This is a genomic window from Streptomyces sp. NRRL F-5122, from assembly GCF_001507435.1.
Classification (GTDB): Bacteria; Actinomycetota; Actinomycetes; order Streptomycetales; family Streptomycetaceae; genus Streptomyces; species Streptomyces lannensis.
Map to the genome: position 1 here is coordinate 1 of NZ_LMWH01000048.1, position 24785 is coordinate 24785.

The following is a 24785-nucleotide window of genomic DNA, read 5'->3' on the forward strand; positions in this document are numbered from 1 at the left end:
AAACGCCCGGTTACATTCCGAACCCGGAAGCTAAGCCTTTCAGCGCCGATGGTACTGCAGGGGGGACCCTGTGGGAGAGTAGGACACCGCCGAACAAATATTGAGAGAGAGCCCCAACTCCGGGTGGATACCCGTGAGTTGGGGCTCTTTCGCGTTTCCGGCTCCGCTTGCCGGCGTTCATCGATCATGTGCGGCCGGGGCTCCGCGGAAAATTGGGGCGCATCTGCCGCGTGCGGCCGTTAGCGTGGCCGCATGTCTCACGTCATCCGATCCATACGTCCCGAGGACTGGCCCGCCGCGAAGAAGCTGCGGCTCGCCGCGCTCCAGGACCCGGTCGCCCATCTCGCGTTCCTGGAGACCTACGAGGACGCGCTCGCCAAGCCGGACTCGTTCTGGCAGGAGCGGACGGCGGGAGCCGCGGAGGGAGAGACCGGGGCCCAGCAGATCATCGCCGAGGCACCGGACGGGACATGGGCGGGCACCTTGACCGTGCTGCTCGAGGAGGCCGGCACGACGGACTGGGCCGGGTTCGATGTGGAGCGGAGACAGGGGCACGTCGTCGCGGTGTTCGTGCGGCCCGAGCACCGTGGGACCGGGCTGACCAAAGCGCTGTTCGACGCCGGTCTGGAGTGGGCGTGGGGACGCGGTGCCGAGCGCGTGCGGCTTATCGTGCACGAGGACAACGTGCGGGCCAGGGCCTTCTACCGCAAGGCGGGGTTCGTGCCGAGCGGGATCACCGTACCGCTGTCCGGGGACGGTGAGGACTCGGAGCTGGAGATGGTGATCGAGCGGTACTAGTGGCTCGGCACCGGCAGGTCGTACTGCGGCCAGCGTGCGCGGGCCTGCTCGCGTGAGCGGAGCAGGGCCAGAGTCGGCAGGCCGCGGGCTGCTCCGGTGGAGAGCAGCTCGGGGAGCTGTGGGAGCGGGGCGACCGCTGCCACGTCGTCCAGGACGAGGGTGAGTGGTGGGTCGAGGCGACCGGAGGATGACCGTTCGGCCATGCGCCGGCCGCGCTCGACCACGCTGGAGGAGAGGGCCGTCAGCAGGGGCATGGCGCCGGGGTGCTGCCTGGGGTCCTCGATGGATTCACCCACCACATAAAGCGTGCCCCCTTCGTTGACGAAGGAATCCAAGGCGAGGCTGTCACTTCGGTTGGATGTGCATGCCTCGCGGATATTGACCGTGAAGAGGCAGGACAGGGCACGTGCCGTGAGCTCCTGTGCCACGTCCTTGCGTTCGGGATGCGAGGTGAGCGCTGCCTCCAGCTCGCCGGCCGAGCCTGACGCAGCCTTGGGGTTCGTCCGCAGTACCCGTACCGCCTCCTGGACCTGGGTGCCCTGGGCCCAGCGGTGGATGTGCCGGGTGGTGCGGCCGTCGACGGCCGCCGCGTGGAGATAGCTCCGCAGGAGCGTTTCCGCGACGTCCGCGACCGCCTGGTCGATGCGGGCCGTGGGTCGGACCGGAGCGAGCAGCGCGACGGCCCGGGCCGTGGCGGTCGCCTTGTCCTCGCAGCCGGCGGACGGTGCCCAGTGGAGCCGGGCCGGGGTGTCGCACAGGTGCGAGGGGTCGTAGAGGAGGACCGGGCCGAGCTTCGCGCGGGCATCCTTGGTCTCGGACCACAGCGCGGGGCTCGAAGTGACGACCAGGACGGGTCCTTCGGCGTCGCGTACCGCCTGGGCGGCGGCGGGATGACGGATGTCGGGCGCTCCGAGGACCACGGACGCGGGCGTCAACGAGGCGGACGGTGAAGCTCCGAGGCCGCCGCTCTGCTCGCTCACCACGCCGACGTGCTCGGCGGTCCTGACGGGTTCCGCAGTGGCGGCGGCGAGCTGTTCGACAGTGGTTTGGGCGGGTGCCTGTGCCGGAGCCGTGGGCTCGGGGTCATGGTGCTCCCCCGCACCGGGGCGGGGGGCGGGAACCGGTGCCGGATCGGCGACGAGGGCCGTGCCGGTGTCCCGGGCCGAGACGTCCGGGACAGGGCTCGGTGGGCCCGCGACCCGGGCCGGTGACAGGGTTTGGATGGGCGTGGCCCTACGGCGCGCCCGTACCGCCTTCCAGCGTGCCACCGTGCCGATCGCGAAGACGGTGAGCACGAACAGCACCATCAGTTCGCCTATGAACAGGCCCCAGAACAGCCCGTATCCGGAGAGCTGGTCCGCGGGGGTGTCGGGCCAGGCGGCCGCGATGTCGTGCGGCTCGGCCATGAGATGGCGCATCGCCACCGGTGTGTTGCTGAGCCCGACGCCATGGGGCCATGCGCCCTGGGCGAACCAGCCGGAGAGGCCGGTGGCCGTCCACACCATCAGCGTCACACCGAGCAGAAAGGCCAGTACACCCACCAACAGGCCGTCGGAGATGCCGCCCTGGCCGTCCCGCTGCTCCTTGCCTGGTCTCATCGGGACCCCATGTCTATGCCACCGTGGACTCGGACGAGCCGTCCATGTCGCTCAGCCGCTGCTCCATGAATGCTGCCGCGCGCTCTTCCGCCTCCAACTCCGCCGCGCGCAGGGCGTCGTCCGTCCGCCGGTCGCTGGACGACTCCGTCATGGCGCGGTCGGTGAACACGAGCGGCCGCTCCGACTCCGTGACCAGGTGCTTGACGACCTGGACGTTGCCGTTGACGTCCCAGACCGCGATGCCCGGTGTCAGCGTCGGGATGATCTCCACAGCCCATCGAGGCAGGCCGAGAACGCGGCCGGTCGCCCGTGCCTCGTCCGCCTTCTGGGCATAAATCGTCCTGGTGGACGCCATCTTCAGGATGGCGGCGGCCTCTTTCGCGGCCGCCCCGTCCACCACGTCACTGAGGTGGTGGACGACCGCCACGAAGGACAGGCCGAGCCGTCGCCCGAACTTCAGCAGCCGCTGGAACAGCTGGGCCACGAAGGGGCTGTTGATGATGTGCCAGGCCTCCTCGACCAGGAAGATGCGCTTCTTCCGGTCGGGGCGGATCCAGGTGTGCTCCAGCCACACGCCCACGATCGCCATCAGGATCGGCATGGCGATCGAGTTGCGGTCGATGTGGGACAGGTCGAACACGATCAGCGGCGCGTCCAGGTCGATGCCGACCGTCGTGGGCCCGTCGAACATGCCCCGCAGGTCACCGTCGACGAGGCGGTCCAGGACCAGCGCCACGTCCAGGCCCCAGGCCCGGACGTCGTCGAGGGCGACGTTCATCGCCTCGGCCGACTCGGGCTCGGGGTGGCGCAGCTGCTCGACGATGTCCATCAGCACCGGCTGGCGCTCGACGATGGTCTCGTTGACGTAGGCGTGGGCGACCTTCAGGGCGAAGCCGGAGCGCTCGTCCAGGCCGTGTCCCATCGCGACCTCGATGATCGTGCGGAGCAGGGCGAGCTGTCCCGTCGTCGTGATCGAGGGGTCCAGCGGATTGAGCCGGATGCCGTGGTCGAGCGCAGCCGTCGGGTCGAGCCGGATCGGCGTTATGCCCAGCTCCTCCGCGATCAGGTTCCACTCGCCGACGCCGTCCTCGCCCTGAGCGTCGAGGACCACGACCTGCCGGTCCCGGAACCGCAGCTGGCGCAGGACGTATGTCTTCTCCAGGGCCGACTTGCCGTTGCCGGACTCGCCGAGGACGAGCCAGTGCGGAGCAGGGAGCTGCTGACCGTAGAGCTGGAAGGGGTCGTAGATGTATCCCTTCCCGGAGTACACCTCGCGGCCGATGATCACGCCGGAGTCGCCGAGGCCCGGTGCGGCCGTCGGCAGGTAGACGGCCTGGGCCTGGCCCGTGGAGGTGCGGACGGGCAGCCGGGTGGTCTCGACTTTGCCGAAGAGGAAGGACGTGAAGGCGTCGGTCAGGACGGACAGCGGATCCCGCATCAGGTCCTTACCTCCGAATGCCGGTGGCGAAGGGGAGCGTGTTGACGAAGGCGCGGTGGTGCTCGCGGTCGCACCACTCCAGCTTCAGATAGGACTTGCCGGCCGAGGCCCGGATGGTCCGCTTGTCCCGGGCCAGGGCCTCCGGGGAACGGGCGGACACGGTGATGTAGCCGACCAGGTTGACGCCGGCCGCGCCGCTCGCGAGGTCCTCGCCCCGCTGGTCCAGACGGGAGTGGGAGGCGATGTCGCGGGGGTCGACGGTGCGGTTCATCTTGGCGGCGCGGCTGGCCTCCGCCTCGTCGTTCGTCTTCTCGGTCAGCATGCGCTCGATGGCGACCTCGGTGGGTTCGAGGTCCATGGTGACGGCGACCGTGCGGATGACGTCCGGGGTGTGGACCAGGAGAGGCGCCAGGAAGTTCACGCCGACCGGCGTCATGGGCCACTCCTTGACCCACGCGGTGGCGTGGCACCAGGGCGCACGCGTCGACGACTCCCGGGTCTTGGCCTGGAGGTAGGTGGGCTCCATGGCGTCGAGTTCGGCGGGCCAGGCGTTGCGCCTCGTCATCGCCTGGATGTGGTCGATGGGGTGGTCGGGGTCGTACATGGAGTGGATGAGGGAGGCGAGCCGTCCCTGGCCCAGGGGCTGCCGTACGCGGATGTCGGCTTCCTGGAGCCGCGAGCAGATGTCGGTGAGCTCGCGCGCCATGACGACCGCGAGGCCCGCGTCCCGGTCGACCTTCCTGCCGCCGTGTGGGCGTGCGGCCCGCGCCATGGTATGGGCCTCGGCAGCCAGTTCACGGGTGTAGTGCATGCAGGCCACGAGGTAGGCGCGGTGCTGCTCGCTGCTGGTGGACACCATGGACTGGAGCTGGTCGTAGGACTGCCGCAGCCACGTGGGGGCGCGTTCGTCACCGCGCTGGGCGACGTCCTTCGCGTGTGCGTCCGGGTCCGCGGGCAGGGTCCGGGCGAGCATCTGGAGGCGGGTGACGAAGCCGTCGCCGTTCGCCACGTGCTTGAGGAGCGTGCCGAAGCGGTCGACGAGGGCTTCCTGGTCCTCGCTGTCGCGCAGGCCCACGCCGGGACCCTCGATCTCGATGGCGGCGGTCACGGTCCGCCGGTCGGCGTGCAGCAGTACGGCGATCTCGTCGGGCCCGAACGGGGCGGCGAGCCAGCTGATACGCCCGATGCCCGGGGGAGGTCCGATCTCGACCTCGCGTCCGTCGAGGGCGGTGCCGGCTTCCATCACGCTGCTTCGATACGTCGTTCCCTGCCGCAGCGTCCTCTTGTACGTGCGGTTGATCTCGAACCACCTGTAGAACGTGCGGTGCTTGTAGGGGACGTACACGGCGGCCAGGGCGAGCAGCGGAAAACCCATCAGGAGCACGATACGCAGCGCGAGGAAGGGGACGAGGAGGCCGCACATCATGCCGAGGAACGCGCCCGCGATGATCAGCACGATCTCGCCGGACTCGCGGTTGCGGCCGATGATCGCGTTCGGCCGGGCGCGGCCGATCAGATATGTCCGGCGGGGCGTGACCGGATGCGACAGGTGGGACTCGGTCGTCAACGCCCTTCACCTCCCGTGCGGTTGGTACTGCTGTTGGGGGTCCTGCCGGCGTGCGGAGTGTCGGCCGGGCTGGTGCGCGGTGGGGGCGTGGCGGGGACGGATCCGCCGCCGGGGGCGCGGGTGCTGTGCGCGGCCACGCCGCCGGACACCGGGTTTGCGGGGCGCGGCGGTTGGTTGCCGCCACCGCCGCCGCCGTTGCTGTCGGCGCGTGTGCTGTGGGTCTTGATGCCCTGGGCGACGAGGGTCGCCGGGGAGCTGATGACGGCGGCGGCCTTGCGTTCGGCGCCCTGCATGATGCGGTTGCTGCGGGAGGCGGCGATCTCGTCGCCGAATCCGGGCACGAACCGGTAGATCATGGCGCTCGCGAAGATGGCGAGCAGGACGATGGCGAGCCCGGAGACCACGGCTGCCAGGGAGTCGGGTCCGTTGTCCGTGGCCAGCGCGCCGGCGAGCCCGAGCACTATGACGATGACCGGCTTGACCAGGATCACCGCGATCATGATTCCGGCCCAGCGGCGGACGTGGCCCCAGAGGTTCTTGTCGACGAGGCCGGAGTAGACGACGACGCCGAGGAGGGCGCCGACGTAGAGCAGGACGGCCCGCAGGAACAGTTCCAGGTAGAGGACGCCCGCCGCGAGGATCGACACGAGCGACACCAGGATCAGCATGATGGGGCCGCCGCCGATGTTCGACCCCTTGCTGAGCGCGCCGGAGAACGCGCCGAAGAACGTGGTGGTCTGGTCGCCGGTTGCCTTGGCGAGGACGTCACTGACGCTGTCGGTCGCGGAGACCACCGTGTAGAGGACCAGCGGGGTGAAGGCCGAGGCCAGCACGGTGAGCCAGAGGAAGCCGACCGCTTCGGAGAGGGCGGTGGTGAGCGGGACGCCCCGCACGGCCCTCTTGGCGACGGCCAGCAGCCACAGCAGGAGGGTGAGGATGGTCGACGCGGCGAAGACGATCTCGTACTGGTGCAGGAACTGCTGGTTGGTGAAGTCGACGCTGGCGGTCTCCTTCACGGCCTCGCTGAGCTTGTCCACGGTCCAGGACGCGGCGTTGGCACAGCCCTTGGCGAGGGAGGAGAGGGGGTCGAGGGGATCGGTGAGGGTATCGGGACCGGGTCCTCCGGAGGTGTCGCCGTTTTCGCAGTATTGCTTGGCGGGGCCGATGAGGAGGTCGCACGGATCGTTCGATGTCGTGGGAGTAGGCGTTGGTGACGGTGCGGCCAAAGCCCGCGCAGCCAGCGGAATGGTCAGCGCCTGAGCGGCGGCCACTACAGCCGCGAGTTTGAGTACGAAGCGCGGGCTACCGGGCATATGTGAACCCTCCGTACTCCTCGATGGCCTTGCTGATCTCGTCGGACGTTGCGGCCTTGTCGTCGCCGGGCACGGGGGCGGGGCCGTCGGTCTGGGAATCTCTGACGATCTTCCAATCACCGTTGAGCCACTGCAGGTCGAAATTCCACGTCTTCCACGTTGAGCTGACCGGATCGGTCGAGCCCTGGCCGGACATGCCGATGAGGCCCATGTACCACACTGAGACCTTGGCGTTGTCGGCGGTGTAATGCGTGCTCTTGGTGCCAACGGGGACTGTCCGCGACACGAAGGTGCTTCCTGTCGGCGCGTTGCCGTTGGTATCCAGCCCCAACTTGGCGAGGAAATCTGTCGAATAGGCCTGATCCATCGGGCCTTGAAGCTTGCCCGCGGCGGTCGGCGTGTAGATGGCGTCGACGATGCTGTGCCGGCTCTCCTTGTTGAACATGCCGTCGGACCCCAACACCACCGCATAGTTCGCCGCAGCCGACGCCGCCCCCTGTTGGTCGTGGGCGAAGCCCGAGGGGATGCCGGACGACTTCGACTTGACCGGGCGTGTGCCGGAGGCCGCCGTCGCGGACGTGTTCGGCTTGTTGTCGCCGCTGTCCGAAGAGGAGTCCCCTCCCCCGCGGTTCGCGAAGGCGATCGCCGCGATCAGGAGGACCACCACGCCGACGACCGTCACCAGGCTGCGGGACGACGACCGGCCCCGCCGGGCGCCCCCGTACACGTCACCGCCCCGCTCGGGCAGCCGTGTGCGGGTCTGTCCCACCCCGCCGTACTGTTCGTCGCCCCCGCCGGAGGCACCGTCATCGAGATTCACGCCGCGCACGCCCCCTCGACCTCGTAGCCGATTCGCATTTCGTGTCGGAACTCGTAGAAGTACGACGGTAGCCGTGCTGGCTTCCGCGCGGGCGCGGTGTGGTGACTCGACATCTGGGGAACGCAACCTCAGCCGGTGGGCGCGACGGACGGGTGGGTCGGAGGGTGGGAACCCTGCGCACCCGGGCGGGGACTGATGGTGCGTCAGGGTCGTGGTGGTCCGGGGCGGGGTCTAGACGGCCATGCCGTACACGATCGTGAAAAGCGTGCCGAGCGAGCCGATGATGAAAACCCCGGTCAGGCCCGCGATGATGAGGCCCTTGCCCTGCTCGGCGCTGAACGTGTCGCGCAGGGCCGTTGCGCCGATGCGCTGTTTCGCCGCGCCCCAGATCGCGATCGCCAGGCAGAGGAGGATCGCGATGGCCATCACGACCTCGACCATCACGCGAGCCTCGTTGCCCAGGCTGCCGAAAGGACCCCAGTCTGGGGCGATACCGCCGATGATCGTGTTGATGTCGCCTTTTGCGGCTGCGAGATACATGTAAGTCACCGCCCCTAGTGGGTAGTTCCGTACCCCTGCCACCGTCGCAGAGGTCAGGGTCATTGTCGCTGACGATGGCGCTGTCGCATGTCGACTTGGCGTCATTGATTGGCGGGTTTCGTACGTGTCCCTTGCCATCGGCCCGCGCGGGACCTTCTCGGGGGCGTGGGACGGTTCACCGAGGGGCATTTGGTTACTCTGTGTATCATGCCTGGTCACGCCGGGCAATGAGGGTCGGGCGGAACCTCCGGTGCGGCTCCGTCGGTGACCTCCTCCGTGCGGCGGGGACCTGGATCGACCCGCGACGCGGCCCGGACGTGTTGACCGTTCCGTCGGGGTGTCACCCGTACGAGCGGAAGGCTATCGCTGGACGGCGGAACGGGCCGCGGCCGGGTGCCGTGGCCCGTTCCGCCGGTGCGCCGGCGGACGGGGTCCCCACGACCCCCGCCGCCGGCCTCCCCGGTGGCCGGAGGTCAGCCCGTCGGGGCCGTGACGACGGCCGGTTGCTCGGTCTCAACCGCCTTACGGAGAAGGCGGGAGGGCGCGATGTCCGCCGAGAGGCCCTTCGCGGGCCGGTCGTTGGCGGCTGTGCGGGTCGCGATGCCGTCGCAGAAGCGGTACTTGGCGAGGGCGGCCGGTGTGCTCGCGCAGTCGTGTGCGCCGGCTCGGGTGCCGCGTTCGTTCGTCCGGGCGGAGCGGGGCGGGCGCAACGTACGGCCTCCTGAGCATCCGGTGACAGGGGCGGTGAGGGGATGTGCCGCACGCCGGTGCGGTGTTCCCGGCGGCGGCTCGGCGGCCCGTGGACGACGATGACTTGTTGCGTCCGCGACAACAAGAGGTCTCGGGAATCCTGACGTCCGCCTTACCGAACGAGGGCCTTGCCTTACGTGTCGATGGCCGCTCGATGGTGGTCCGCTGGGCACGGCTTGACCGGACTCCCGGGAGATGCGACGCATTTCCCCGCGGGGCCCGCGCGTGTCCGCCCGGCGAGCCGCCGGGCACGCTCGGATCGATTGTTCAGTGCTCGCTTATATAAGCACATGCTGATAGCTTGCCTCCCATGCACGCATTCGATGTGCTGGGAGACCCTGTGCGCCGCAGGATCCTCGAACTGCTGGCCGACGGGGAGATGACGTCCGGGTCGGTCTGCGAGGTCATCACGGCGGAGTTCGGGATATCGCAGCCCGGTGTCTCCCAGCATCTGAAGGTGCTGCGCGAGAACGGGTTCGCGACGGTGCGCCCCGAGGGGACGCGACGCCTGTACGCGGTGAACTCCGAGCCGCTGCGGGACGTCGACGAGTGGCTCGGGCGCTTCCGGCGCTTCTGGGCCCCTCGGCTGGACGCGCTGGAGACGGAGTTGGCACGGGGGAAGCGGGAGCGCCGCCTCGGGCGCCGGACGGGAGAGAGTGAGGGCTGACGACATGGACGTCACGCACGAGATCAATGCGGTACGGCGGCAGGTGGGCCGGCGGGAGTTCAAGGCGGGCGAGGCGCGGGTGGTGACGGTCTCGCGGACGTACGGCACCTCGCTCGACGACCTCTGGGACGCCTGTACGAACCCCGAGCGCATTCCGCGCTGGTTCCTGCCGGTCTCCGGAGAGCTCCGCGTCGGCGGGCGTTTTCAGCTCCAGGGCAACGCGGGCGGCACCATCGAGCGCTGCGATCCGCCGAAGAGCTTCTTCGCGACGTGGGAGTACGGCGGTGAGGTGAGCTGGATCGAGCTGCGCCTGACGTCGGTCGAGGACGGTGGGACACGGTTCGAACTCGAGCACATCGCGCATGTGGACGACGAGCGCTGGGCGGAGTTCGGCCCGGGGGCCGTGGGCGTGGGCTGGGACACCGGTCTGCTGGGCCTTTCGCTGTACCTGGCGACCGGGGCCTCGATGGACCCCGCGGAGGGCATGGCGTGGCTGATGTCCGACGAGGGCCGCCGCTACGTGACGCTGAGCAGCGAGGCCTGGCGGGAGGCGAACGTGGCGTCCGGTGAGCCGGAGGAGTCGGCGCGCGCCGCGGCGGAACGGACGACGGCGGCGTACACGGGCGCCTAGGCCCCGCGTCCGAGAGGGCTCGCCGTGCCGGTGGACGGCCCGGTCCCCGTGCGTGCGGGTGCCCTTTCGGGGGAGGAGTCGTGAGTCGCACCGGTGCGTCCGAAAGGGGGACGCGGCAACCGGCGGCGTGCCCGTGCCGACCTGCGGCGACAGAGGCTCACAGAGGAAATTCAGATTGCTCGCGGGGTCTTTCTCACCTTCCTGGGCCACAGTGGGAGGTGATGAACCGCATCCCACGCCCCCCAGGCAACCGGCGGCACGCGTTCTTCGGTGCCTTCGTGATGCTGGCCGTCACGACCTCCTCCGTGTCCGCCGCCGACGGCGGCCCCGGACCGCTGGGCGTCACCACCGTGGCGAAGGCCACCGCGGCAGGTGCGAGGGTCGGTGCGCTCTTCGAGACGGGCGACGCACAGGCGGGCGGCCACTTCTGCACGGCCTCCGTGGTCCACAGCGCACAGGGCGACCTGATCGCGACCGCCGCGCACTGTCTGGGCGGTGGCGCGGTGTGGTTCGCTCCCGGGTACCGGGAGGGCAAGGCGCCCTACGGGGTGTGGAAGGTGACCAGGACGTTCGTCGACGACGCCTGGAGCGGTGACGAGGACGAGGACAGCGACGTCGGTTTCGCCACGCTGGAATCCATCGGCGGTGTCGACGTCGAGGACGTCGTCGGGGCCGACAAGTTCGTCACCGGACGCGGGACCGGGGCGACCGCGGTGACCGTCACGGGGTACCCCGACTCCGCGGAGACACCGATCACCTGCACCAACAAACCGACCGCGCTCAGCGGTACGCAACAGCGCATCGCCTGCCCGGGATTCACCGCCGGCACCAGCGGCAGCCCCTGGGTGAACACCCACGGCGAGGTCGTGGGTGTGCTCGGCGGCCACGAACAGGGCGGCTCCACGCCGGACGTCTCCTACAGCGTCGTGCTGGGGGACGAGGCGCAGGACCTGTACCGGACGGCGTCGGCTCCCCGATAGCGACGGGTGCCGGACGCGGGCAGGCCGTCCGTGGACGGACCGCCGAACGCATGCGGCAGTCGTGCTTGCCCCGGGTGGCCGATCTCGTACCCCCGTGTGGCCGGACCAGGACTTTTCGGGTCCGGCTCCCCCGCGCGCCCCTACACTGACCCTCGGCGGACTCCCGTGCGAAGAGGGGCGGTTGACGGTGCGTAAGGCGTGGATCTGGACGACGGTCGCCGTCGGTGCCGCGCTGAGCTTCGTGATGGTCCTCGTCGTCGGCGTCTACATGGTCGCCGGCAACCTCGCGAACGGCATCGGGGGAGGGTCCGTCGGGCTCGCCAAGAACGCCGTGCCGGCCGCGTACGCGACGCTCGTACAGAAGTGGGGCAATCTGTGCCGCGCGATCAACCCCGCGCTGCTCGCCGCCCAGCTCTACCAGGAGAGCGGCTTCAACCCGAACGCCAGGAGCCCCGCGAAGGCAGAGGGGATAGCGCAGTTCATCCCCGGCACCTGGGCCGCGCACGGCATCGACGGCAACGGCGACGGAGTTGCCGACGTGTGGGACCCGCGCGACGCGATCCCCTCCGCCGCCTCGTACGACTGCAAGCTCGCCTCCTATGTGAAGGACGCGCCCGGGAACCCGACGGAGAACATGCTGGCGGCGTACAACGCGGGGGCGTACGCGGTCATCAGGTACGGGGGCGTGCCGCCGTACCGGGAGACCCGGAACTATGTGAAGACCATCACCACCCTGGCGAAGAGCTTCGCCGCGCCCGTTCAGCGGCTCCAGCCGTCCAGGCAGGCGGCCGGCGCCATCTACTACGCACAGAAGAAGCTCGGCACGCCGTACCTGTGGGGCGGCAACGGTACCCCCGAACAGGGCGGCCGCTTCGACTGCTCGGGACTGACCAAGGCCGCGTACGCGAGCGTGAACATCACGCTGCCGCGTGTCGCCAACGACCAGTACAACGCCGGGCCGCACCCGAAGCGGGACGAACTGCTCCCGGGCGACCTGGTGTTCTTCTCGCACGACCCCACCGATTCCCGTGCCATCCATCATGTCGGGATCTACGTCGGCGGCGGCTACATGATCGACGCGCCGAGGACCGGTGCCGTGATCCGCTTCGACCCGATCGACACCTCGGAGTACTTCGGGGCGACGCGTGTCACCGAAGATGGCGCGAAAGCACTGCCCACGACGGTGTGAATCGGGGTGCGAACGACACGTCGAAGGATGCGTCCTGGCTGGAACTATCTCCTGCGAGTGCCCGCTGAGCTGCGAAGACGAGTCTCTCTTCGATAACGTCTACGTGATCATTCGGTGGAATGCGGAACGTCGGGAAGACGACTGTGCGTTCCTTCTGACGTAGAGCGCCGACGTGGACGGACAGCTTGACGTGGAGCGTATCTACGACCACGGGGGTGGTGGAGCGGCGCGCACGCGCGCGTCCGCGGAACGCGACAGAGTACGAAGGGGCCGCGCACCATGGCTGGACTCGCCGAATCCGGGTCGAACCCCGACGTCGATCTGCTGTACGACATCAATGGCCTGGCCAAGGACGTGCCGCACTGGCTCGACCGGGGCCTGGGGTTCGTCGGCGAGTACGGCATTCTTCTCGCCATGGTTCTGCTGGTCGTGGGGTGCTGGTGGGCCGTGCGTCGACGCGGTGGCGAGGGCGTCGCGTCCTCCGTCGCCGCGCTCGTCTGGGCGCCGCTGGCCGCGGGCATCGCCGTGCTGGTGAACATGCCGATCCGGGGCTTCGTCCAGCGCCCGCGCCCGTTCGTCGACCATCAGGGGATCGACGTCCTCGTCTCCGGCAGGAGCGGTTTCTCCTTCGTCAGCGACCACGCCACGCTCACCATGGCGATGGCGGCCGGACTGTTCGTCGCCCACCGGAAGTTCGGCCTCGCCGGTCTCGGCCTCGCTCTGCTCGAGGGGTTCAGCCAGGTCTACATGGGCGCGCACTACCCGACGGACGTCGTCGGCGGCTTCGCGCTCGGTACCGCGGTGGCCCTGCTGCTCTCCCCGCTCGCCACGGCCCTGCTCACCCCGGTCATGAAGGCGATCGAGCACTCGCCGCGCGCGGGACGGCTGATCCGCGCCCGTGACGCCCGGGCCGCGGACCCCGTGATCGCCGACACCAGGACGGACTGCGCGACGGAGGAGCGGGGTCTGGCGGCGTGAGGCGGGGGCGGCCTCTCGGCCACCCCGACACCCGCCCTCGTCCGGCGAACGCCCGTCACGGCGCCCGGTGCGGGTGCTCGCCTCCGTCAGAGCGCCTGCGGGAAGGTGAAGAACCCGTTCGGGTCGTACTGGTGCTTGAGCTGTGCCAGCCGAGGGGCCGCGTCGCCGTAGTACGCCTTCCGCCAGTCCGTCAGGGTGGCGTCCGTGTAGTTCTGGTAGGCCGCGCCGGAGGCGTAGCCGCGCATCGACGTGTGCGCGGACGTCAGCCACGACTGGGCCGTCGTGCCCGAGGTGCCGGGCTGCCAGCTCGCGATGTACTGCGCCAGCATGCGTGAGCGGCGGTGCACGAACGCCGTCGCCGTCGGTGAGACCCGGTTGACCGCCCCGCCGAGGGCGGTGAACGCGACACTGCCCGCGCCGCCCCGCGCCTGCGCGACCTGGGCGAGAATCGTCTGGATGCCCGCGGCCGGGATGGAACGGTCGAAGAAGTCGGAGCGGGCCGCGTACGTCTCGCGGCCGAGGGCACCCTGCGCCGAGCGCCCCGGCGTCGAGCCCGGCAGATGGCACTGGGCGTCGGTGGGGAAGGACGAGCAGCCCGCGTAGGACTCCATCGCGCTTTCATACGAATGCCGGTTGAGCGAGACACTGCGGGCCGGGGCCCCGACCCGCGCGGCCAGACGGTCGACCGCGTTCTGGAGTTCGCCGTACGTGCCGAGCGAGAACGCGGCGACGGAGACGGTCGGTGTGCCGCCGTTCTCGAGGTGGCAGGAGGACCAGATCTCGTCCGGCTGGTCGGGGCCCCACTCCTGCCAGGCTCCGAGCACCGCGGCGGCCCGCGACCACGGCCAGGTCATATAGGCCGACACCGCCTGGGGCGCCGGGTGGGTCCTGAAGCGCAGCTCGGTCACGACGCCGAAGTTGCCGTTGCCCGCGCCGCGCAGGGCCCAGAAGAGGTCCGTGTTCTCGGTGGCGCTCGCGACGACCTGCTTGCCGTCCGCCGTGATCAGGGTCGCCTGGGTGAGGCTGTCGCAGGTCAGTCCGTACGCCCGGGAGACCACGCCGTGGCCGCCGCCGAGCGTGAGACCCGAGACGCCGACGGTGGGGCAGGAGCCCGCGGGAATCGTCACGCCCTTCGCGGTCAGCGCCCGGTAGACGTCGATGAGCTTGGAGCCGGCACCGACGACCGCCTCGCCGGCGCTCGCCCGTATCGTGTTCAGCTTGCCCACGTCGATGATCAGACGGTCGTCCCCGGAGGACCAACCGGCGTAGGAGTGGCCCCCATTGCGTATGGCGACCTTGACGCCCCGGGCGCGTGCGTACGCCAGCACGGTGCGGATGTCGTCCGCGTGTGCCACGTATGCCACCGCCGCGGGCTTCAGGGAGTCGAAGCGGGTGTTGTAGAGCTGCCGGGCCGTGGCCCAGGCCCGGTCACCGGGGCGGACCAGGGCGCCGTCCAGGTCCTTGGACAGGGCCTTCAAGTCGGCCGCGGCACGAGGGCTGCTCGTGGCCGTGGTGGTGGCCGCGGCCGGTGTCGCGGTCGTCGTGGTCGCACGCACGGACGTGCCGGTGGCGGACGATGTGCCGCTGGTGCCGCCACCGCTGCAGGCGGTGGTGACCGCCGCCGCGACCGTGGCGGTGGCACCGCCGATGAACGTACGCCGTTGCATGTGCGCCTCCCATGGGTTCCGAGCAATGAGATGGGCCCACGCGGCGGAAAAGTTCGCGAGGAAATGCCACAGAATCGTCACGACGCCCAGGGTGAGCGCGACCGAAATGCCCGGAACAGCCCCAGCATGTCCGCCCCCCCAGGCGAGTTGTGCGGCCGGGGGCCGCCGAAGCGGCCCCCGGGACAGCACATTTAGGCGCTCGCGTGCTTCTCGGCGTCCGTTCTGGCCAGGCTGCGGGCTCTGCGTGCGGGACCTCGCCAGCCACAACTGCATCGGGCCACGCAGAAACGGCCCTGATCGACGGTCGAGGTGCGGTGCTCCAGCGGAATGGTGGGGGTGTCCTGTCGCTCCACGCCCACAAGGTTACCCGGGGCAAGTGTCCGGCCATGCGGTGCGCGTGACGGCTCCCCCGACCCGTCGTTAAGCGGAACGACAGGAGGGCACCGGGACGGACCGGCTGGGGGTAGGCAGGTGATGGTGGTGCGGCGGCACGGTCGGGTCGGTGCGGCGATCGTCGCGACAGTGGGACTGCTCGTCTGCGGCGCCCCGCTCACCGGATGTTCCGGTGGCGGGTTCGCCCTTGATGACGCGCGCTCCGGCTCGGGCGCCGTCGCGACGCTCCGGCAGGCGGCCTCGACCCTGGTGCGCGCGGGCAGCTCCAGGGCCCGTACCTCGATGGAGATGGCCACGGGCGGGACCCGGGTCACCATCCGCGGCGAGGGCGTCTACGACTACCGCGAGCGGCTCGGCCGCCTCAGGGTGACCCTGCCGCAGGACCCGTCGGGCGCCGAGGAGCACCGCCCCATCACGGAACTGCTGGCCCCGGGCGCCCTGTTCATGAAGAACCGCGGTGCGGGCGTGCCCGCCGACAAGTGGGTGCGGGTCGACACGACCGCGCTCAGCGACGGCAACCTCGTCACGGGAGGCGCCACCGACCCCTACGCGGCGGCGGAGTTGCTGCGGGGGGTGCGGCAGGCCACCTACGTGGGGCGCACCGAGGTCGCGGGGACGCCGGTGCGGCACTATCGAGGGGTCGCCGACATCGGGCTCGCGGCGCGGAGCGCGACCGGCGACAACAAGGTGTCGTTGCAGGCCGCAGCGAAAGGGTTCGCCACGGCCGAGGTGCCCTTCGACGCCTATCTCGACGATCAGGGCCGCATCCGCAAGATCCGCCACCGGTTCAGTTTCGTCAACGGCCGGCAGAAGACCGCCGTCGCCGTGGCCTCCACGACCCTGCTGTACGCGTTCGGCGCCCCCGCCGACGTACGGCTGCCGGACACCAAGGACATCTACGCCGGGAAGATCGCCGCGCAGTGACCGGGCGCCTGCCGGTCACGCGGGCCGACGACGGCTCGCGCCGGGGCGGTCCCGTTCGCCCCGAACCGGGCGGGTAGCGACCGCCGCCCGTCCGGGAACTGGCGCGGCTGAGGGGCCGGAAATGGTCCGTCCGTGCCATGCGCGGTGCGTAGCCGCTCCCTACTCTAGGAAGCTGGTGACAGCAGAAAGAGGTGATGCACGTGGCTCGGGTCGGCGGTACGGCAGTTCAGGACCACGTGGCCCTCGCCGAGATCGAACTGTGCGGTGACCTGATCATCGCGGCCTCGGCCGCACACGAGGACCGGCTCAGCCTGGAGAGCATCGACGAGGTGCTGAAGGTGGCCGAGGAGAGGGACATCCGCGGCGAGTGAGCGCGCCGCCGAGGGAAAGCGGCGGATCCACCGCCCCGGTCGCGCGGAATGTCGGGAACATCACGTCCGCAGGAGGCGGCCGATCGCCTTCGTCGCCTCCTCCACCTTCGCGTCGATCTCCGTTCCGCCCTTGAGCGCGGCGTCCGCCACACAGTGGCGCAGATGCTCCTCCAGGAGCTGGAGGGCGAAGGACTGGAGCGCCTTCGTGGAAGCGGAGACCTGCGTGAGTATGTCGATGCAGTACACGTCCTCGTCGACCATCCGCTGCAGGCCCCGGATCTGGCCCTCGATGCGGCGCAGCCGCTTGAGGTGCTCGTCCTTCTGCTTGTGATAGCCGTGGATGCCGCGGTCGTGGTCGGTCACCACGGTCCCGGTGGCTTCGGAGGGCGCTGCCGCGCCGGTCTCGCTCGTCATCGCGTCCTCCTGTCGACTGCCGTTCCGGGGGGCAGGATCCGGACAGACGACCGTCGGTCCGGATTCCGCGCATCCCGGTACGGACACATACCCCTGGTGGGTATATGGTAACGAACTTTGCTGGGTATAGGGCCCTTGGCCGGCCACGTGGTCGCACCCGCACCGCCCCCGTGCGGACCACCGTGTTCGATGGGCGACACTGGAGGACGGCCCCTTAGCCGTGGCCGGATGATGCGCTTAGCATCAGCCTGACCGAAACCGAAGGATCCTGAGGACCCCACGTGCGCTTTCGTCTGACCCCCAGGGAGACGAGCTTCTACGACATGTTCGCCGCATCCGCGGACAACATCGTCACGGGCTCGAAACTCCTGATGGAACTGCTCGGGGCGGACGCCTCCGCCCGGGCCGAGATCGCAGAGCGTATGCGGGCCGCGGAACACGCTGGTGACGACGCCACGCACGCGATCTTCCACCAGCTGAACTCCTCGTTCATCACACCGTTCGACCGCGAGGACATCTACACCCTCGCTTCTTCCCTCGACGACATCATGGACTTCATGGAGGAGGCCGTCGACCTGGTCGTCCTCTACAACGTCGAGGAACTGCCGAAGGGCGTCGAGCAGCAGATCGAGGTGCTGGCCAGGGCGGCGGAGCTCACAGCGGAGGCCATGCCGAATCTGCGCACGCTGGAGAACCTCACCGAGTACTGGATCGAGGTGAACCGCCTGGAGAACCAGGCGGACCAGATCCACCGCAAGCTGCTCGCGCACCTGTTCAACGGCAAGTACGACGCGATCGAGGTCCTCAAGCTCAAGCAGATCGTGGACGTGCTGGAGGAGGCGGCGGACGCCTTCGAGCACGTGGCCAACACCGTGGAGACCATCGCGGTCAAGGAGTCCTGAGGCGTCCATGGACACCTTTGCTCTGATCCTGACCATTCTGGTCGCGCTCTTCTTCGCGTATACCAACGGCTTCCACGACTCGGCCAACGCCATCGCGACATCGGTGTCGACCCGTGCGCTGACACCGCGGGCGGCGCTGGCGATGGCCGCGGTGATGAACCTCGCCGGCGCGTTCCTCGGCAGCGGGGTCGCGAAGACGGTCAGCGAGGGCCTGATCCAGACTCCGCAGGGCGGCAAGGGGATGGGGATCCTCTTCGCGGCACTGACCGGTGCCATCGTCTGGAACCTGATCACCTGGTACTTCGGTCTGCCGTCGTCCTCGTCGCACGCGCTGTTCGGCGGACTGGTGGGCGCGGCGCTGGCGGGCGGTACGACGGTCTACTGGTCCGGGGTCCTGGACAAGATCGTCACACCCATGTTCCTGTCGCCGGTGGTGGGCCTGATCGCCGGTTACCTGGTGATGACCCTGATCATGTGGATCTTCCGCCGGAGCAACCCGCACAAGGCCAAGCGGGGATTCCGTATAGCGCAGACGGTGTCGGCGGCCGGCATGGCCCTCGGCCACGGTCTGCAGGACGCCCAGAAGACGATGGGCGTCGTGGTGATGGCGCTGGTCATCGCCGATGTCGAGGACTACGGGGATCCGATCCCGGTGTGGGTCAAGCTCGTCTCCGCCGCGATGCTGTCCCTCGGTACGTACGCGGGCGGCTGGCGCATCATGCGTACGCTCGGCCGCAAGATCATCGAGCTTGACCCGCCGCAGGGTTTCGCGGCGGAGACCACCGGCGCGTCGATCATGTTCGCGACGGCGTACCTCTTCAAGGCCCCGATCTCCACGACGCACGTCATCACGTCGGCGATCATGGGTGTGGGCGCGACGAAGCGGCTGAACGCGGTGCGATGGGGCGTCGCGAAGAACATCGTCCTGGGCTGGTTCATCACGATGCCCGCGGCCGCGCTCGTGGCGGCGGCCGCCTTCTGGCTGATCAACCTGGCCTTTCTGTAATCGTCACGAGGTCCCGGCACCCACGGGACCGTTTTGCCGCCCGACTCCCGCCGCGGATGCCACCCAGTGTCGTGTGGCCCGCATCCCCCTCGGCGCCGTCCGCTTCAAGGGACGCCCCGTGCCCGGCCCCTCGGTGCCGCCTTCCCCGCACCCACGCCGGTGAGCTCCTCCAGGCAATCTCCTTCCTGCCCCCGTTCCGGAAAGCGCCGAGCGGTTTCCTGCTCCTGGCTCCTCCGTGCTTGCCCCCCTCCCAGTGAGCCACGGCATGACATGCGACGGGTCGCTCATCGGGGTGTCGGCCCGATGACCCCGTCCCCGCACAGGGGCCGCCCCGTCCCCGAGCCTTGCGGCCGTCGTCCGAGATCATGCGCCCCGTGGCCGGGCCCGGGCCCGGGCCCCGTGGCCGGGGTGGGGTTCGAGATGCGGGTGCCGATCGGGGGGCAAGACTGGAGCTATGACTAGCAAGGCACTCCTCGAAGGCGGGCCGGCGGATCTGGCAGGCCAGATCGTGCCGGTCGTGCCCCCGGGACAAGAGCTGAAGATTCCGCACCGCGGCGGATACGAGCACTACAAGGTCACGTCGCGCCACGAGGACACCAAGGAGGGGCAGGTGAACGTCTACCGCTGGTGGGAACGGACCGAGCTCGCCGAATGAACAACGCGAACGGGCCCGCCCCCGGGAGCCGGGGGCGGGCCCTCTTCGGCCTCGCGGTGGCACCGCCATGCAGCACCGCGAGGGGTTTCCACAGACCGTCGGATCAGCCGAAGCGGCCCGAGATGTAGTCCTCCGTCGCCTGGACGGACGGGTTGGAGAAGATCCGCTCGGTGTCGTCGATCTCGATCAGCCGGCCGGGCTGGCCGACGGCCGACAGGTTGAAGAACGCCGTGCGGTCCGAGACACGCGCCGCCTGCTGCATGTTGTGCGTCACGATGACGATCGTGAAGCGCTCCTTCAGCTCACCGATCAGGTCCTCGATGGCGAGGGTGGAGATCGGGTCAAGGGCGGAGCAGGGCTCGTCCATCAGCAGGACGTTCGGCTCGACCGCGATCGCGCGGGCGATGCACAGACGCTGCTGCTGACCACCGGACAGGCCGGAGCCCGGCTTGTTCAGGCGGTCCTTCACCTCGTTCCAGAGGTTCGCGCCCTTGAGGGACTTCTCGACGATGTCGTTCAGTTCCGACTTCCGGTAGTTGCCGTTCAGGCGCAGACCGGCGGCCACGTTGTCGAAGATCGACATCGTGGGGAAGGGGTTCGGGCGCTGGAAGACCATGCCGACCTCACGGCGGACGGAGACCGGGTCGATGCCGGTGCCGTAGAGGTTCTCGTCGTCCAGGAGGACCTTGCCCTCGACACGCCCGCCGGGCGTGACCTCGTGCATGCGGTTGAGCGTCCGCAGGAACGTCGACTTGCCGCAGCCGGAGGGACCGATGAACGCCGTCACCGATCGCGGCTCGACCGTCATCGAGATGTCCTCGATCGCCTTGTGGGAGCCGTAGTAGGCGGTGAGTCCGCTTACGTCGATTCGCTTGGCCATGACTACTTCACTTCCAGTATCAGTCGCTGATGGCCGCGTCAGCGACCGGTCTTCGGGGCCTTCCAGCGGGCGATGCCGCGGGCAACCAGGTTGAGGATCATCACGAAGGCGATCAGGGTGAGCGACGCCGCCCAGGCACGGTCGTACGCCGCGTTGGCGCCCGCGCTGTTCGCGTACTGCTGGTAGATGTACAGCGGCAGCGACTGCTGCGCACCCTCGAACGGGTTCGCGTTGATGAAGCGGTTGCCGAACACCAGGAGCAGCACCGGCGCGGTCTCACCGGCGATACGGGCGATCGCCAGCATGACGCCGGTGGTGATGCCGCCGATGGAGGTCGGCAGGACCACCTTCAGGATCGTGCGCCACTTCGGCACGCCCAGCGCCAGGGAGGCCTCGCGCAGCTCGTTCGGGACGAGCTTGAGCATCTCCTCCGTGGAGCGGACCACGACGGGCATCATCAGGATGGCCAGGGCCAGCGAACCGGCGAAGCCGAAGGGCTGCATCTTGAAGATGAGCATCAGGCTGAGGATGAACAGACCCGCGACGATCGACGGGATACCGGTCATCACGTCGACGAAGAACGTGACGGCCTGAGCGAGACGGCCGCGCCCGTACTCCACGAGGTAGATCGCGGTGAGCACACCGATCGGCGCACCGATCACGGTGGCGAGGCCGACCTGCTCGAGGCTGCCGAGGATGGCGTGGTAGATGCCACCGCCCGGCTGGGAGTCCGCGACGATACCCATCGAGTGGGTGAGGAAGTAGATGTCGAGGACCTTCACACCGCGCGCGACGGTCGTCCAGACGAGGGAGACCAGCGGGATGACGGCGAGCAGGAAGGCGACCCACACGAGCGAGGTCGCGATGCGGTCCTTGGCCTGGCGACGGCCCTCGACCTGCGCGGCGACGACGTAGGTGCCGATGAGGAAGAGGAGCGCGGCGATGACGCCCCACTGGACGTGGCTGCTCAGGCCGGCGGCGGCACCGATGCCGCACGCGACGGCGATCGAGCCGAGGGCGACGGCCCAGGGTGTCCACTTGGGGAGGCTGGCGCCGCGCAGCGTGCTGGGGCGCTTGTCGGCGACGGCTGCGTGGCTCATGCGTTGGCCCCCGAGTACTCCTTGCGGCGAGCGATGATCATGCGAGCCGCGCCGTTGACCAGCAGGGTGATGACGAACAGGACGAGACCGGAGGCGATCAGCGCGTCACGGCCGTCCTCGGTCGCCTCGCTGAACTTGCTGGCGATGTTCTGGGCGAAGGTGCCGCCGCCCGGGTTGAGCAGGCTGGCGTGGATCAGGAAGTCCGGGGAGAGCACGGTGGCCACGGCCATCGTCTCGCCGAGCGCGCGGCCGAGGCCGAGCATCGAGGCGGAGATGACACCGGAGCGGCCGAAGGGCAGCACGGCCATCCGGATGACCTCCCAGCGCGTGGCGCCGAGGGCCAGGGCCGCTTCCTCGTGCATCCGCGGGACCTGGCGGAAGACCTCGCGGCTCACGTTGGTGATGATCGGCAGGATCATGATCGCGAGCAGGATGCCGACGGTGAGCATCGAGCGGGGGGCGCCGCCCTCCCACGAGAAGATGCCGGTCCAGCCGAGGTAGTCGTTCAGCCAGCTGAAGACGCCGCCCAGGTTCGGTACGAGGACCAGGGCGCCCCACAGGCCGTAGACGATGGACGGTACGGCGGCGAGGAGGTCGATCACGTACGCGATGGGCCCGGACATCCGGCGCGGGGCGTAGTGCGTCAGGAAGAGCGCGATGGCCACCGCGATCGGAACCGCGATGATCATGGCGATGATCGAGGAGACCACCGTGCCGAAGGCCAGTACGGCGATACCGAAGACCGGCGGGTTGAGGTTGGTGTTCCACTCGAAGGTGGTCAGGAAGTTGCCGTGGTCCTTGCCGATGGCGAGGGTCGCACGGTAGGTGAGGAAGACCGCGATCGCGGCCATGATCACCAGCAGCAGGATGCCCGACCCACGGGAGAGACCGAGGAAGATCCGGTCTCCGGGTCGGGTGGCGCCACGGGCCGCGCGCTTCGTCTCGCCCGTGGTCGGCTGGGGGGCAGGGGGAGGCGCTTCAGTGTTCTGTGTGGATATGTCCATCGGGATCTCCGGTCTGCGGAGCCGCACGCGCTGTGCGACTCCTGGCGGCGGTGCACCGGACGGTGCGGTCCGGTCCCGTGGTGGGACCGGACCGCACACTCAGGTCAGCTCAGGCCCTCGATGGTGGTGCGGACCTTGGCGATGATCGCGTCGGGGATCGGCGCGTAGCTGGCGTCGGCGAGGATCTTCTGGCCGTCCTCGCTGGCGATGTAGCGCAGGAACGCCTTCGTGGCGGGCAGGGTGTCGGCCTTGTTGCCCTTGTCGCAGGCGATCTCGTAGGTGACCAGGACCATCGGGTACGCACCGTCGGCCTTGGTGTTGTAGTTCAGCTGCAGGGCCAGGTCCTTGCCGGTGCCGATGACCTTGGCGTCCGCGATCGCCTTGGTGGCGTTCTCGACGCTGGCCGCGACCGGGGCGGAGGCGCCCGTGTCGATCTGGACCGAGCTCATGTCCTTGGCGTAGGACAGCTCGAAGTAGCCGATGGCGCCGGCGGTCTGCTTGACCTGCTGGGCGACACCCGCGGACTGCGGAGCGGACTGGCCACCGGGAGCCTCCCAGGCCTTACCACCCTCGTACTTGCCCCAGACCGACGGAGCCGCGGCCTTGAGGTACTTGGTGAAGTTGTCCGTGGTGCCGGACTCGTCCGAGCGGTGGAACGCCTGGATCTTGGTGGAGGGGAGCTTGGCGTCCGGGTTCAGCTTCTTGATCTCCGGAGCGTTCCAGGTCTTGATCTGGTTGTTGAAGATCTCGGCGATGGTCTTCGCGTCCAGAACCAGGTTGTCGACGCCAGGCAGGTTGTAACCGAGGGCGATCGGGCCGCCGACCATCGGGAGGTCGATGCCCTGGCCGCCGGAGCAGACCTTCTTGGAGGCCGTGACCTCTTCGGGCTTGAGGGCCGAGTCGGAGCCGGCGAAGGCGAGCTGGCCCTGGTTGAACGACGTCACACCAGCGCCGGAACCGCTGGCCTTGTAGTTGATCTGCACGCCACAGGCCTGGCTGAACTGCGCGACCCACGCGTCGATCGCGTTCTTCTGCGCGGACGAGCCGTCGGCGAGGAGCTGACCCTTGGCGTCGTCACACTTGATCGAGCTGGCGTTGGCCGTGGACGACGACGAGGCGCTGCTGCCGCCACTCTTGCCGCTCGTGTCGTCGGAGCCGCACGCCGTGAGGGCCAGGGCGCCGGAGACGGCGAGAGCACCGAGGGTGAGGGCCCGCCGGTTCATGCGCTGAAGCTTCACTTTCGGGAGTTCCTTCCTGAAGCCGCCGTCCTGTCCGGCGGCGTGCGAAGTGTTGGTGATACGAGCGCGTATTCGAGGCCGCGCTCGCCATCAGGTAAGGCCGAAATTAGGCAGAACAGGTGAAGCCGCTTATGGCCGTAAGTGAACGGAGGGTGAACCCCTGTGGTCGGTGCGGTTAGATCACGGAACGCTTACATCGAGGACACGGCGCGGTCCCGGGGGTCGACCCCGATTGTCGTCACTCTGCGCAACCGACTTGGGCTGTTCATGTCCGAGAAGTCCCGTCGTTCCGGCATCTTCGCCGGTTACGGAGCGCATTCCCCTTCTCTTCGTGGGAGGCCTCGGTGGACCCCGCGGGGGAAGGGCGCTCGAGCTGTCTCCAGGACCCAAGTTAGCTGCCGCGGGTGCGGCGGGCGCGGTGTCGGCCACGGGTATGGGTGATGAATTCGGTGTGCGCGACCGAACACGTGTATGTGGAACGTGTGTACGGCCGCGAAGGATGCCTCCAGGGCCGGAGGCGCCTCTTCGACGGCGGCGAACCCGGGTTACGTGGGATTCAGCGCGTTCAGCAACGCGTCGACCAGATCGCGGTCGCGCGGCTGGGTCAGGCGGTGTCTGGCGGCCGTCGGCGGGAGCCAGAGGATGCGGTCGACCTCGTTGTTCGGGATGAAGTGACCGCGCGCCCCCTCCGCCGCCCAGTACCGGACCTCCTTGGGACGGCCGTTCGCCTCGTAGCGGGCCGTGGGCAGGGGCGATCCGGGCACGGCGAGATAGCCGGTCTCCTCCTCTACCTCCCGCAACGCACCCGCGAGGGGATCCTCACCACGCTTCAGCTTGCCCTTCGGGTGCGACCAGTCGTCGTACTTCGGCCGGTGGACCAGACAGATCTCCAGCTCGCCGTCGACGGGCGAGCGGCGCCACAGGACGCAACCCGCCGCGCGGATGGTGTCGTCGGTCATCGG

The 24785-nt window shown here is 69.2% G+C and carries 26 protein-coding genes and 1 rRNA gene; 12 read left to right on the forward strand and 15 right to left on the reverse strand.

Going from position 1 to position 24785, the window contains the following annotated elements; all coding sequences use genetic code 11:
• Together rrf and ADL25_RS07700 are read left to right on the forward strand one after the other, a co-directional pair.
• Positions 1-95: ribosomal RNA gene (gene rrf / locus ADL25_RS07695) — 5S ribosomal RNA — on the forward strand; the annotation flags it as partial.
• A gap of 157 nt (positions 96-252) precedes the next feature.
• Positions 253-798 (forward strand): GNAT family N-acetyltransferase, encoded by a 546-nt coding sequence (locus tag ADL25_RS07700; RefSeq protein WP_059126898.1) that lies wholly within the window; start codon positions 253-255, stop codon positions 796-798.
• Here ADL25_RS07700 and ADL25_RS07705 read toward each other — a convergent pair.
• From ADL25_RS07705 to ADL25_RS07735, 7 genes are all read right to left on the reverse strand, one after another.
• The gene (locus ADL25_RS07705; protein ID WP_059126899.1) at positions 795-2396 is read right to left on the reverse strand and encodes a TraM recognition domain-containing protein; all 1602 of its coding nucleotides are present in this window, start codon (positions 2394-2396) and stop codon (positions 795-797) included. The genes ADL25_RS07700 and ADL25_RS07705 overlap by 4 nt on opposite strands.
• 13 nt (positions 2397-2409) lie before the next feature.
• A complete protein-coding gene (locus ADL25_RS07710; protein WP_059126900.1) occupies positions 2410-3834 on the reverse strand; it encodes an ATP-binding protein in 1425 nt (474 codons plus the stop codon).
• Positions 3835-3841: 7 nt separating this feature from the next.
• Positions 3842-5401 carry an SCO6880 family protein gene (locus tag ADL25_RS07715; RefSeq protein WP_059126901.1) on the reverse strand — a complete coding sequence of 520 codons (1560 nt, stop codon included), beginning with the start codon at positions 5399-5401 and terminating at the stop codon, positions 3842-3844.
• Positions 5398-6714: a hypothetical protein gene (locus ADL25_RS07720; RefSeq protein WP_059126902.1), complete on the reverse strand. Its 1317-nt coding sequence runs from the start codon at positions 6712-6714 to the stop codon at positions 5398-5400. Before ADL25_RS07720 ends, ADL25_RS07715 begins: the two co-directional genes overlap by 4 nt.
• A complete protein-coding gene (locus ADL25_RS07725) occupies positions 6704-7534 on the reverse strand; it encodes a hypothetical protein (RefSeq protein WP_059127103.1) in 831 nt (276 codons plus the stop codon). Before ADL25_RS07725 ends, ADL25_RS07720 begins: the two co-directional genes overlap by 11 nt.
• A gap of 231 nt (positions 7535-7765) precedes the next feature.
• Positions 7766-8074, reverse strand: coding sequence for a hypothetical protein (locus tag ADL25_RS07730; RefSeq protein ID WP_059126903.1), 309 nt, complete (start codon positions 8072-8074; stop codon positions 7766-7768).
• Between the two features lie 473 nt (positions 8075-8547).
• Positions 8548-8784, reverse strand: a complete 237-nt coding sequence (locus ADL25_RS07735) for a hypothetical protein (RefSeq protein WP_059126904.1) — start codon at positions 8782-8784, stop codon at positions 8548-8550.
• A 350-nt stretch (positions 8785-9134) separates the two neighbouring features.
• Between ADL25_RS07735 and ADL25_RS07740 the strand changes: the two genes are divergently transcribed.
• The 5 genes from ADL25_RS07740 to ADL25_RS07760 all read left to right on the forward strand — a co-directional run bounded on the left by ADL25_RS07740 (position 9135) and on the right by ADL25_RS07760 (position 13269).
• Entirely contained in the window at positions 9135-9491 is a 357-nt protein-coding gene (locus ADL25_RS07740) for an ArsR/SmtB family transcription factor (RefSeq protein ID WP_059126905.1), read from the forward strand.
• Between the two features lie 4 nt (positions 9492-9495).
• Positions 9496-10122: an SRPBCC family protein gene (locus ADL25_RS07745; protein WP_059126906.1), complete on the forward strand. Its 627-nt coding sequence runs from the start codon at positions 9496-9498 to the stop codon at positions 10120-10122.
• Positions 10123-10343: 221 nt separating this feature from the next.
• On the forward strand, positions 10344-11102 hold the full coding sequence (locus tag ADL25_RS07750; protein WP_059126907.1) for a trypsin-like serine peptidase: 759 nt from the start codon (positions 10344-10346) through the stop codon (positions 11100-11102).
• 181 nt (positions 11103-11283) lie between these two features.
• Positions 11284-12291 (forward strand): NlpC/P60 family protein, encoded by a 1008-nt coding sequence (locus tag ADL25_RS07755; RefSeq protein WP_234380715.1) that lies wholly within the window; start codon positions 11284-11286, stop codon positions 12289-12291.
• A gap of 279 nt (positions 12292-12570) precedes the next feature.
• Positions 12571-13269, forward strand: a complete 699-nt coding sequence (locus tag ADL25_RS07760; protein ID WP_059126908.1) for a phosphatase PAP2 family protein — start codon at positions 12571-12573, stop codon at positions 13267-13269.
• An 86-nt stretch (positions 13270-13355) separates the two neighbouring features.
• On the opposite strand, the gene ADL25_RS07765 is transcribed toward ADL25_RS07760, so the two are convergent.
• Together ADL25_RS07765 and ADL25_RS49700 are read right to left on the reverse strand one after the other, a co-directional pair.
• Positions 13356-14936, reverse strand: a complete 1581-nt coding sequence (locus ADL25_RS07765; protein ID WP_059126909.1) for an FAD-binding oxidoreductase — start codon at positions 14934-14936, stop codon at positions 13356-13358.
• A 191-nt stretch (positions 14937-15127) separates the two neighbouring features.
• Complete coding sequence (locus ADL25_RS49700; RefSeq protein ID WP_199839126.1) at positions 15128-15289, reverse strand: hypothetical protein; 162 nt, start codon at positions 15287-15289, stop codon at positions 15128-15130.
• Between the two features lie 121 nt (positions 15290-15410).
• On the opposite strand from ADL25_RS49700, the gene ADL25_RS07770 reads away from it, so the two are divergent.
• Positions 15411-16253 (forward strand): hypothetical protein, encoded by an 843-nt coding sequence (locus tag ADL25_RS07770; protein WP_059127105.1) that lies wholly within the window; start codon positions 15411-15413, stop codon positions 16251-16253.
• A gap of 200 nt (positions 16254-16453) precedes the next feature.
• A complete protein-coding gene (locus tag ADL25_RS49705; protein WP_181923403.1) occupies positions 16454-16624 on the forward strand; it encodes a hypothetical protein in 171 nt (56 codons plus the stop codon).
• A 60-nt stretch (positions 16625-16684) separates the two neighbouring features.
• Here the strand turns inward: ADL25_RS49705 and ADL25_RS07775 are convergent, their stop codons facing one another.
• Positions 16685-17038: a metal-sensitive transcriptional regulator gene (locus tag ADL25_RS07775; protein ID WP_059126910.1), complete on the reverse strand. Its 354-nt coding sequence runs from the start codon at positions 17036-17038 to the stop codon at positions 16685-16687.
• A 281-nt stretch (positions 17039-17319) separates the two neighbouring features.
• On the opposite strand from ADL25_RS07775, the gene ADL25_RS07780 reads away from it, so the two are divergent.
• From ADL25_RS07780 to ADL25_RS07790, 3 genes are all read left to right on the forward strand, one after another.
• On the forward strand, positions 17320-17940 hold the full coding sequence (locus ADL25_RS07780) for a DUF47 domain-containing protein (protein WP_059126911.1): 621 nt from the start codon (positions 17320-17322) through the stop codon (positions 17938-17940).
• Between the two features lie 7 nt (positions 17941-17947).
• Complete coding sequence (locus tag ADL25_RS07785) at positions 17948-18946, forward strand: inorganic phosphate transporter (protein ID WP_059126912.1); 999 nt, start codon at positions 17948-17950, stop codon at positions 18944-18946.
• Between the two features lie 454 nt (positions 18947-19400).
• Positions 19401-19601 (forward strand): DUF5988 family protein, encoded by a 201-nt coding sequence (locus tag ADL25_RS07790; protein WP_059126913.1) that lies wholly within the window; start codon positions 19401-19403, stop codon positions 19599-19601.
• Positions 19602-19704: 103 nt separating this feature from the next.
• Here ADL25_RS07790 and pstB read toward each other — a convergent pair whose 3' ends face one another.
• The 5 genes from pstB to ADL25_RS07815 all read right to left on the reverse strand — a co-directional run bounded on the left by pstB (position 19705) and on the right by ADL25_RS07815 (position 24782).
• The gene (gene pstB / locus ADL25_RS07795) at positions 19705-20481 is read right to left on the reverse strand and encodes a phosphate ABC transporter ATP-binding protein PstB (protein WP_059126914.1); all 777 of its coding nucleotides are present in this window, start codon (positions 20479-20481) and stop codon (positions 19705-19707) included.
• A 38-nt stretch (positions 20482-20519) separates the two neighbouring features.
• Entirely contained in the window at positions 20520-21581 is a 1062-nt protein-coding gene (gene pstA / locus ADL25_RS07800) for a phosphate ABC transporter permease PstA (RefSeq protein ID WP_059126915.1), read from the reverse strand.
• The gene (gene pstC / locus ADL25_RS07805) at positions 21578-22585 is read right to left on the reverse strand and encodes a phosphate ABC transporter permease subunit PstC (RefSeq protein WP_059127106.1); all 1008 of its coding nucleotides are present in this window, start codon (positions 22583-22585) and stop codon (positions 21578-21580) included. Before pstC ends, pstA begins: the two co-directional genes overlap by 4 nt.
• Positions 22586-22689: 104 nt before the next feature.
• Complete coding sequence (gene pstS / locus ADL25_RS07810; protein WP_059126916.1) at positions 22690-23823, reverse strand: phosphate ABC transporter substrate-binding protein PstS; 1134 nt, start codon at positions 23821-23823, stop codon at positions 22690-22692.
• A gap of 545 nt (positions 23824-24368) precedes the next feature.
• The gene (locus tag ADL25_RS07815) at positions 24369-24782 is read right to left on the reverse strand and encodes an NUDIX hydrolase (protein WP_059126917.1); all 414 of its coding nucleotides are present in this window, start codon (positions 24780-24782) and stop codon (positions 24369-24371) included.
• Between the last annotated feature and the right edge of the window lie 3 nt (positions 24783-24785).

Bases quoted from the DNA above. Each gene is read 5' to 3' on its own strand.
- ADL25_RS07700 (WP_059126898.1), top strand. From the start codon at position 253: ATGTCTCACGTCATCCGATCCATACGTCCCGAGGACTGGCCCGCCGCG.
- ADL25_RS07705 (WP_059126899.1), bottom strand. From the start codon at position 2,396: ATGAGACCAGGCAAGGAGCAGCGGGACGGCCAGGGCGGCATCTCCGAC.
- ADL25_RS07710 (WP_059126900.1), bottom strand. From the start codon at position 3,834: ATGCGGGATCCGCTGTCCGTCCTGACCGACGCCTTCACGTCCTTCCTC.
- ADL25_RS07720 (WP_059126902.1), bottom strand. From the start codon at position 6,714: ATGCCCGGTAGCCCGCGCTTCGTACTCAAACTCGCGGCTGTAGTGGCC.
- ADL25_RS07730 (WP_059126903.1), bottom strand. From the start codon at position 8,074: ATGTATCTCGCAGCCGCAAAAGGCGACATCAACACGATCATCGGCGGT.
- ADL25_RS07740 (WP_059126905.1), top strand. From the start codon at position 9,135: ATGCACGCATTCGATGTGCTGGGAGACCCTGTGCGCCGCAGGATCCTC.
- ADL25_RS07745 (WP_059126906.1), top strand. From the start codon at position 9,496: ATGGACGTCACGCACGAGATCAATGCGGTACGGCGGCAGGTGGGCCGG.
- ADL25_RS07750 (WP_059126907.1), top strand. From the start codon at position 10,344: ATGAACCGCATCCCACGCCCCCCAGGCAACCGGCGGCACGCGTTCTTC.
- ADL25_RS07760 (WP_059126908.1), top strand. From the start codon at position 12,571: ATGGCTGGACTCGCCGAATCCGGGTCGAACCCCGACGTCGATCTGCTG.
- ADL25_RS07765 (WP_059126909.1), bottom strand. From the start codon at position 14,936: ATGCAACGGCGTACGTTCATCGGCGGTGCCACCGCCACGGTCGCGGCG.
- ADL25_RS07770 (WP_059127105.1), top strand. From the start codon at position 15,411: ATGGTGGTGCGGCGGCACGGTCGGGTCGGTGCGGCGATCGTCGCGACA.
- ADL25_RS07775 (WP_059126910.1), bottom strand. From the start codon at position 17,038: ATGACGAGCGAGACCGGCGCGGCAGCGCCCTCCGAAGCCACCGGGACC.
- ADL25_RS07785 (WP_059126912.1), top strand. From the start codon at position 17,948: ATGGACACCTTTGCTCTGATCCTGACCATTCTGGTCGCGCTCTTCTTC.
- ADL25_RS07790 (WP_059126913.1), top strand. From the start codon at position 19,401: ATGACTAGCAAGGCACTCCTCGAAGGCGGGCCGGCGGATCTGGCAGGC.
- pstB (WP_059126914.1), bottom strand. From the start codon at position 20,481: ATGGCCAAGCGAATCGACGTAAGCGGACTCACCGCCTACTACGGCTCC.
- pstA (WP_059126915.1), bottom strand. From the start codon at position 21,581: ATGAGCCACGCAGCCGTCGCCGACAAGCGCCCCAGCACGCTGCGCGGC.
- pstC (WP_059127106.1), bottom strand. From the start codon at position 22,585: ATGGACATATCCACACAGAACACTGAAGCGCCTCCCCCTGCCCCCCAG.
- ADL25_RS07815 (WP_059126917.1), bottom strand. From the start codon at position 24,782: ATGACCGACGACACCATCCGCGCGGCGGGTTGCGTCCTGTGGCGCCGC.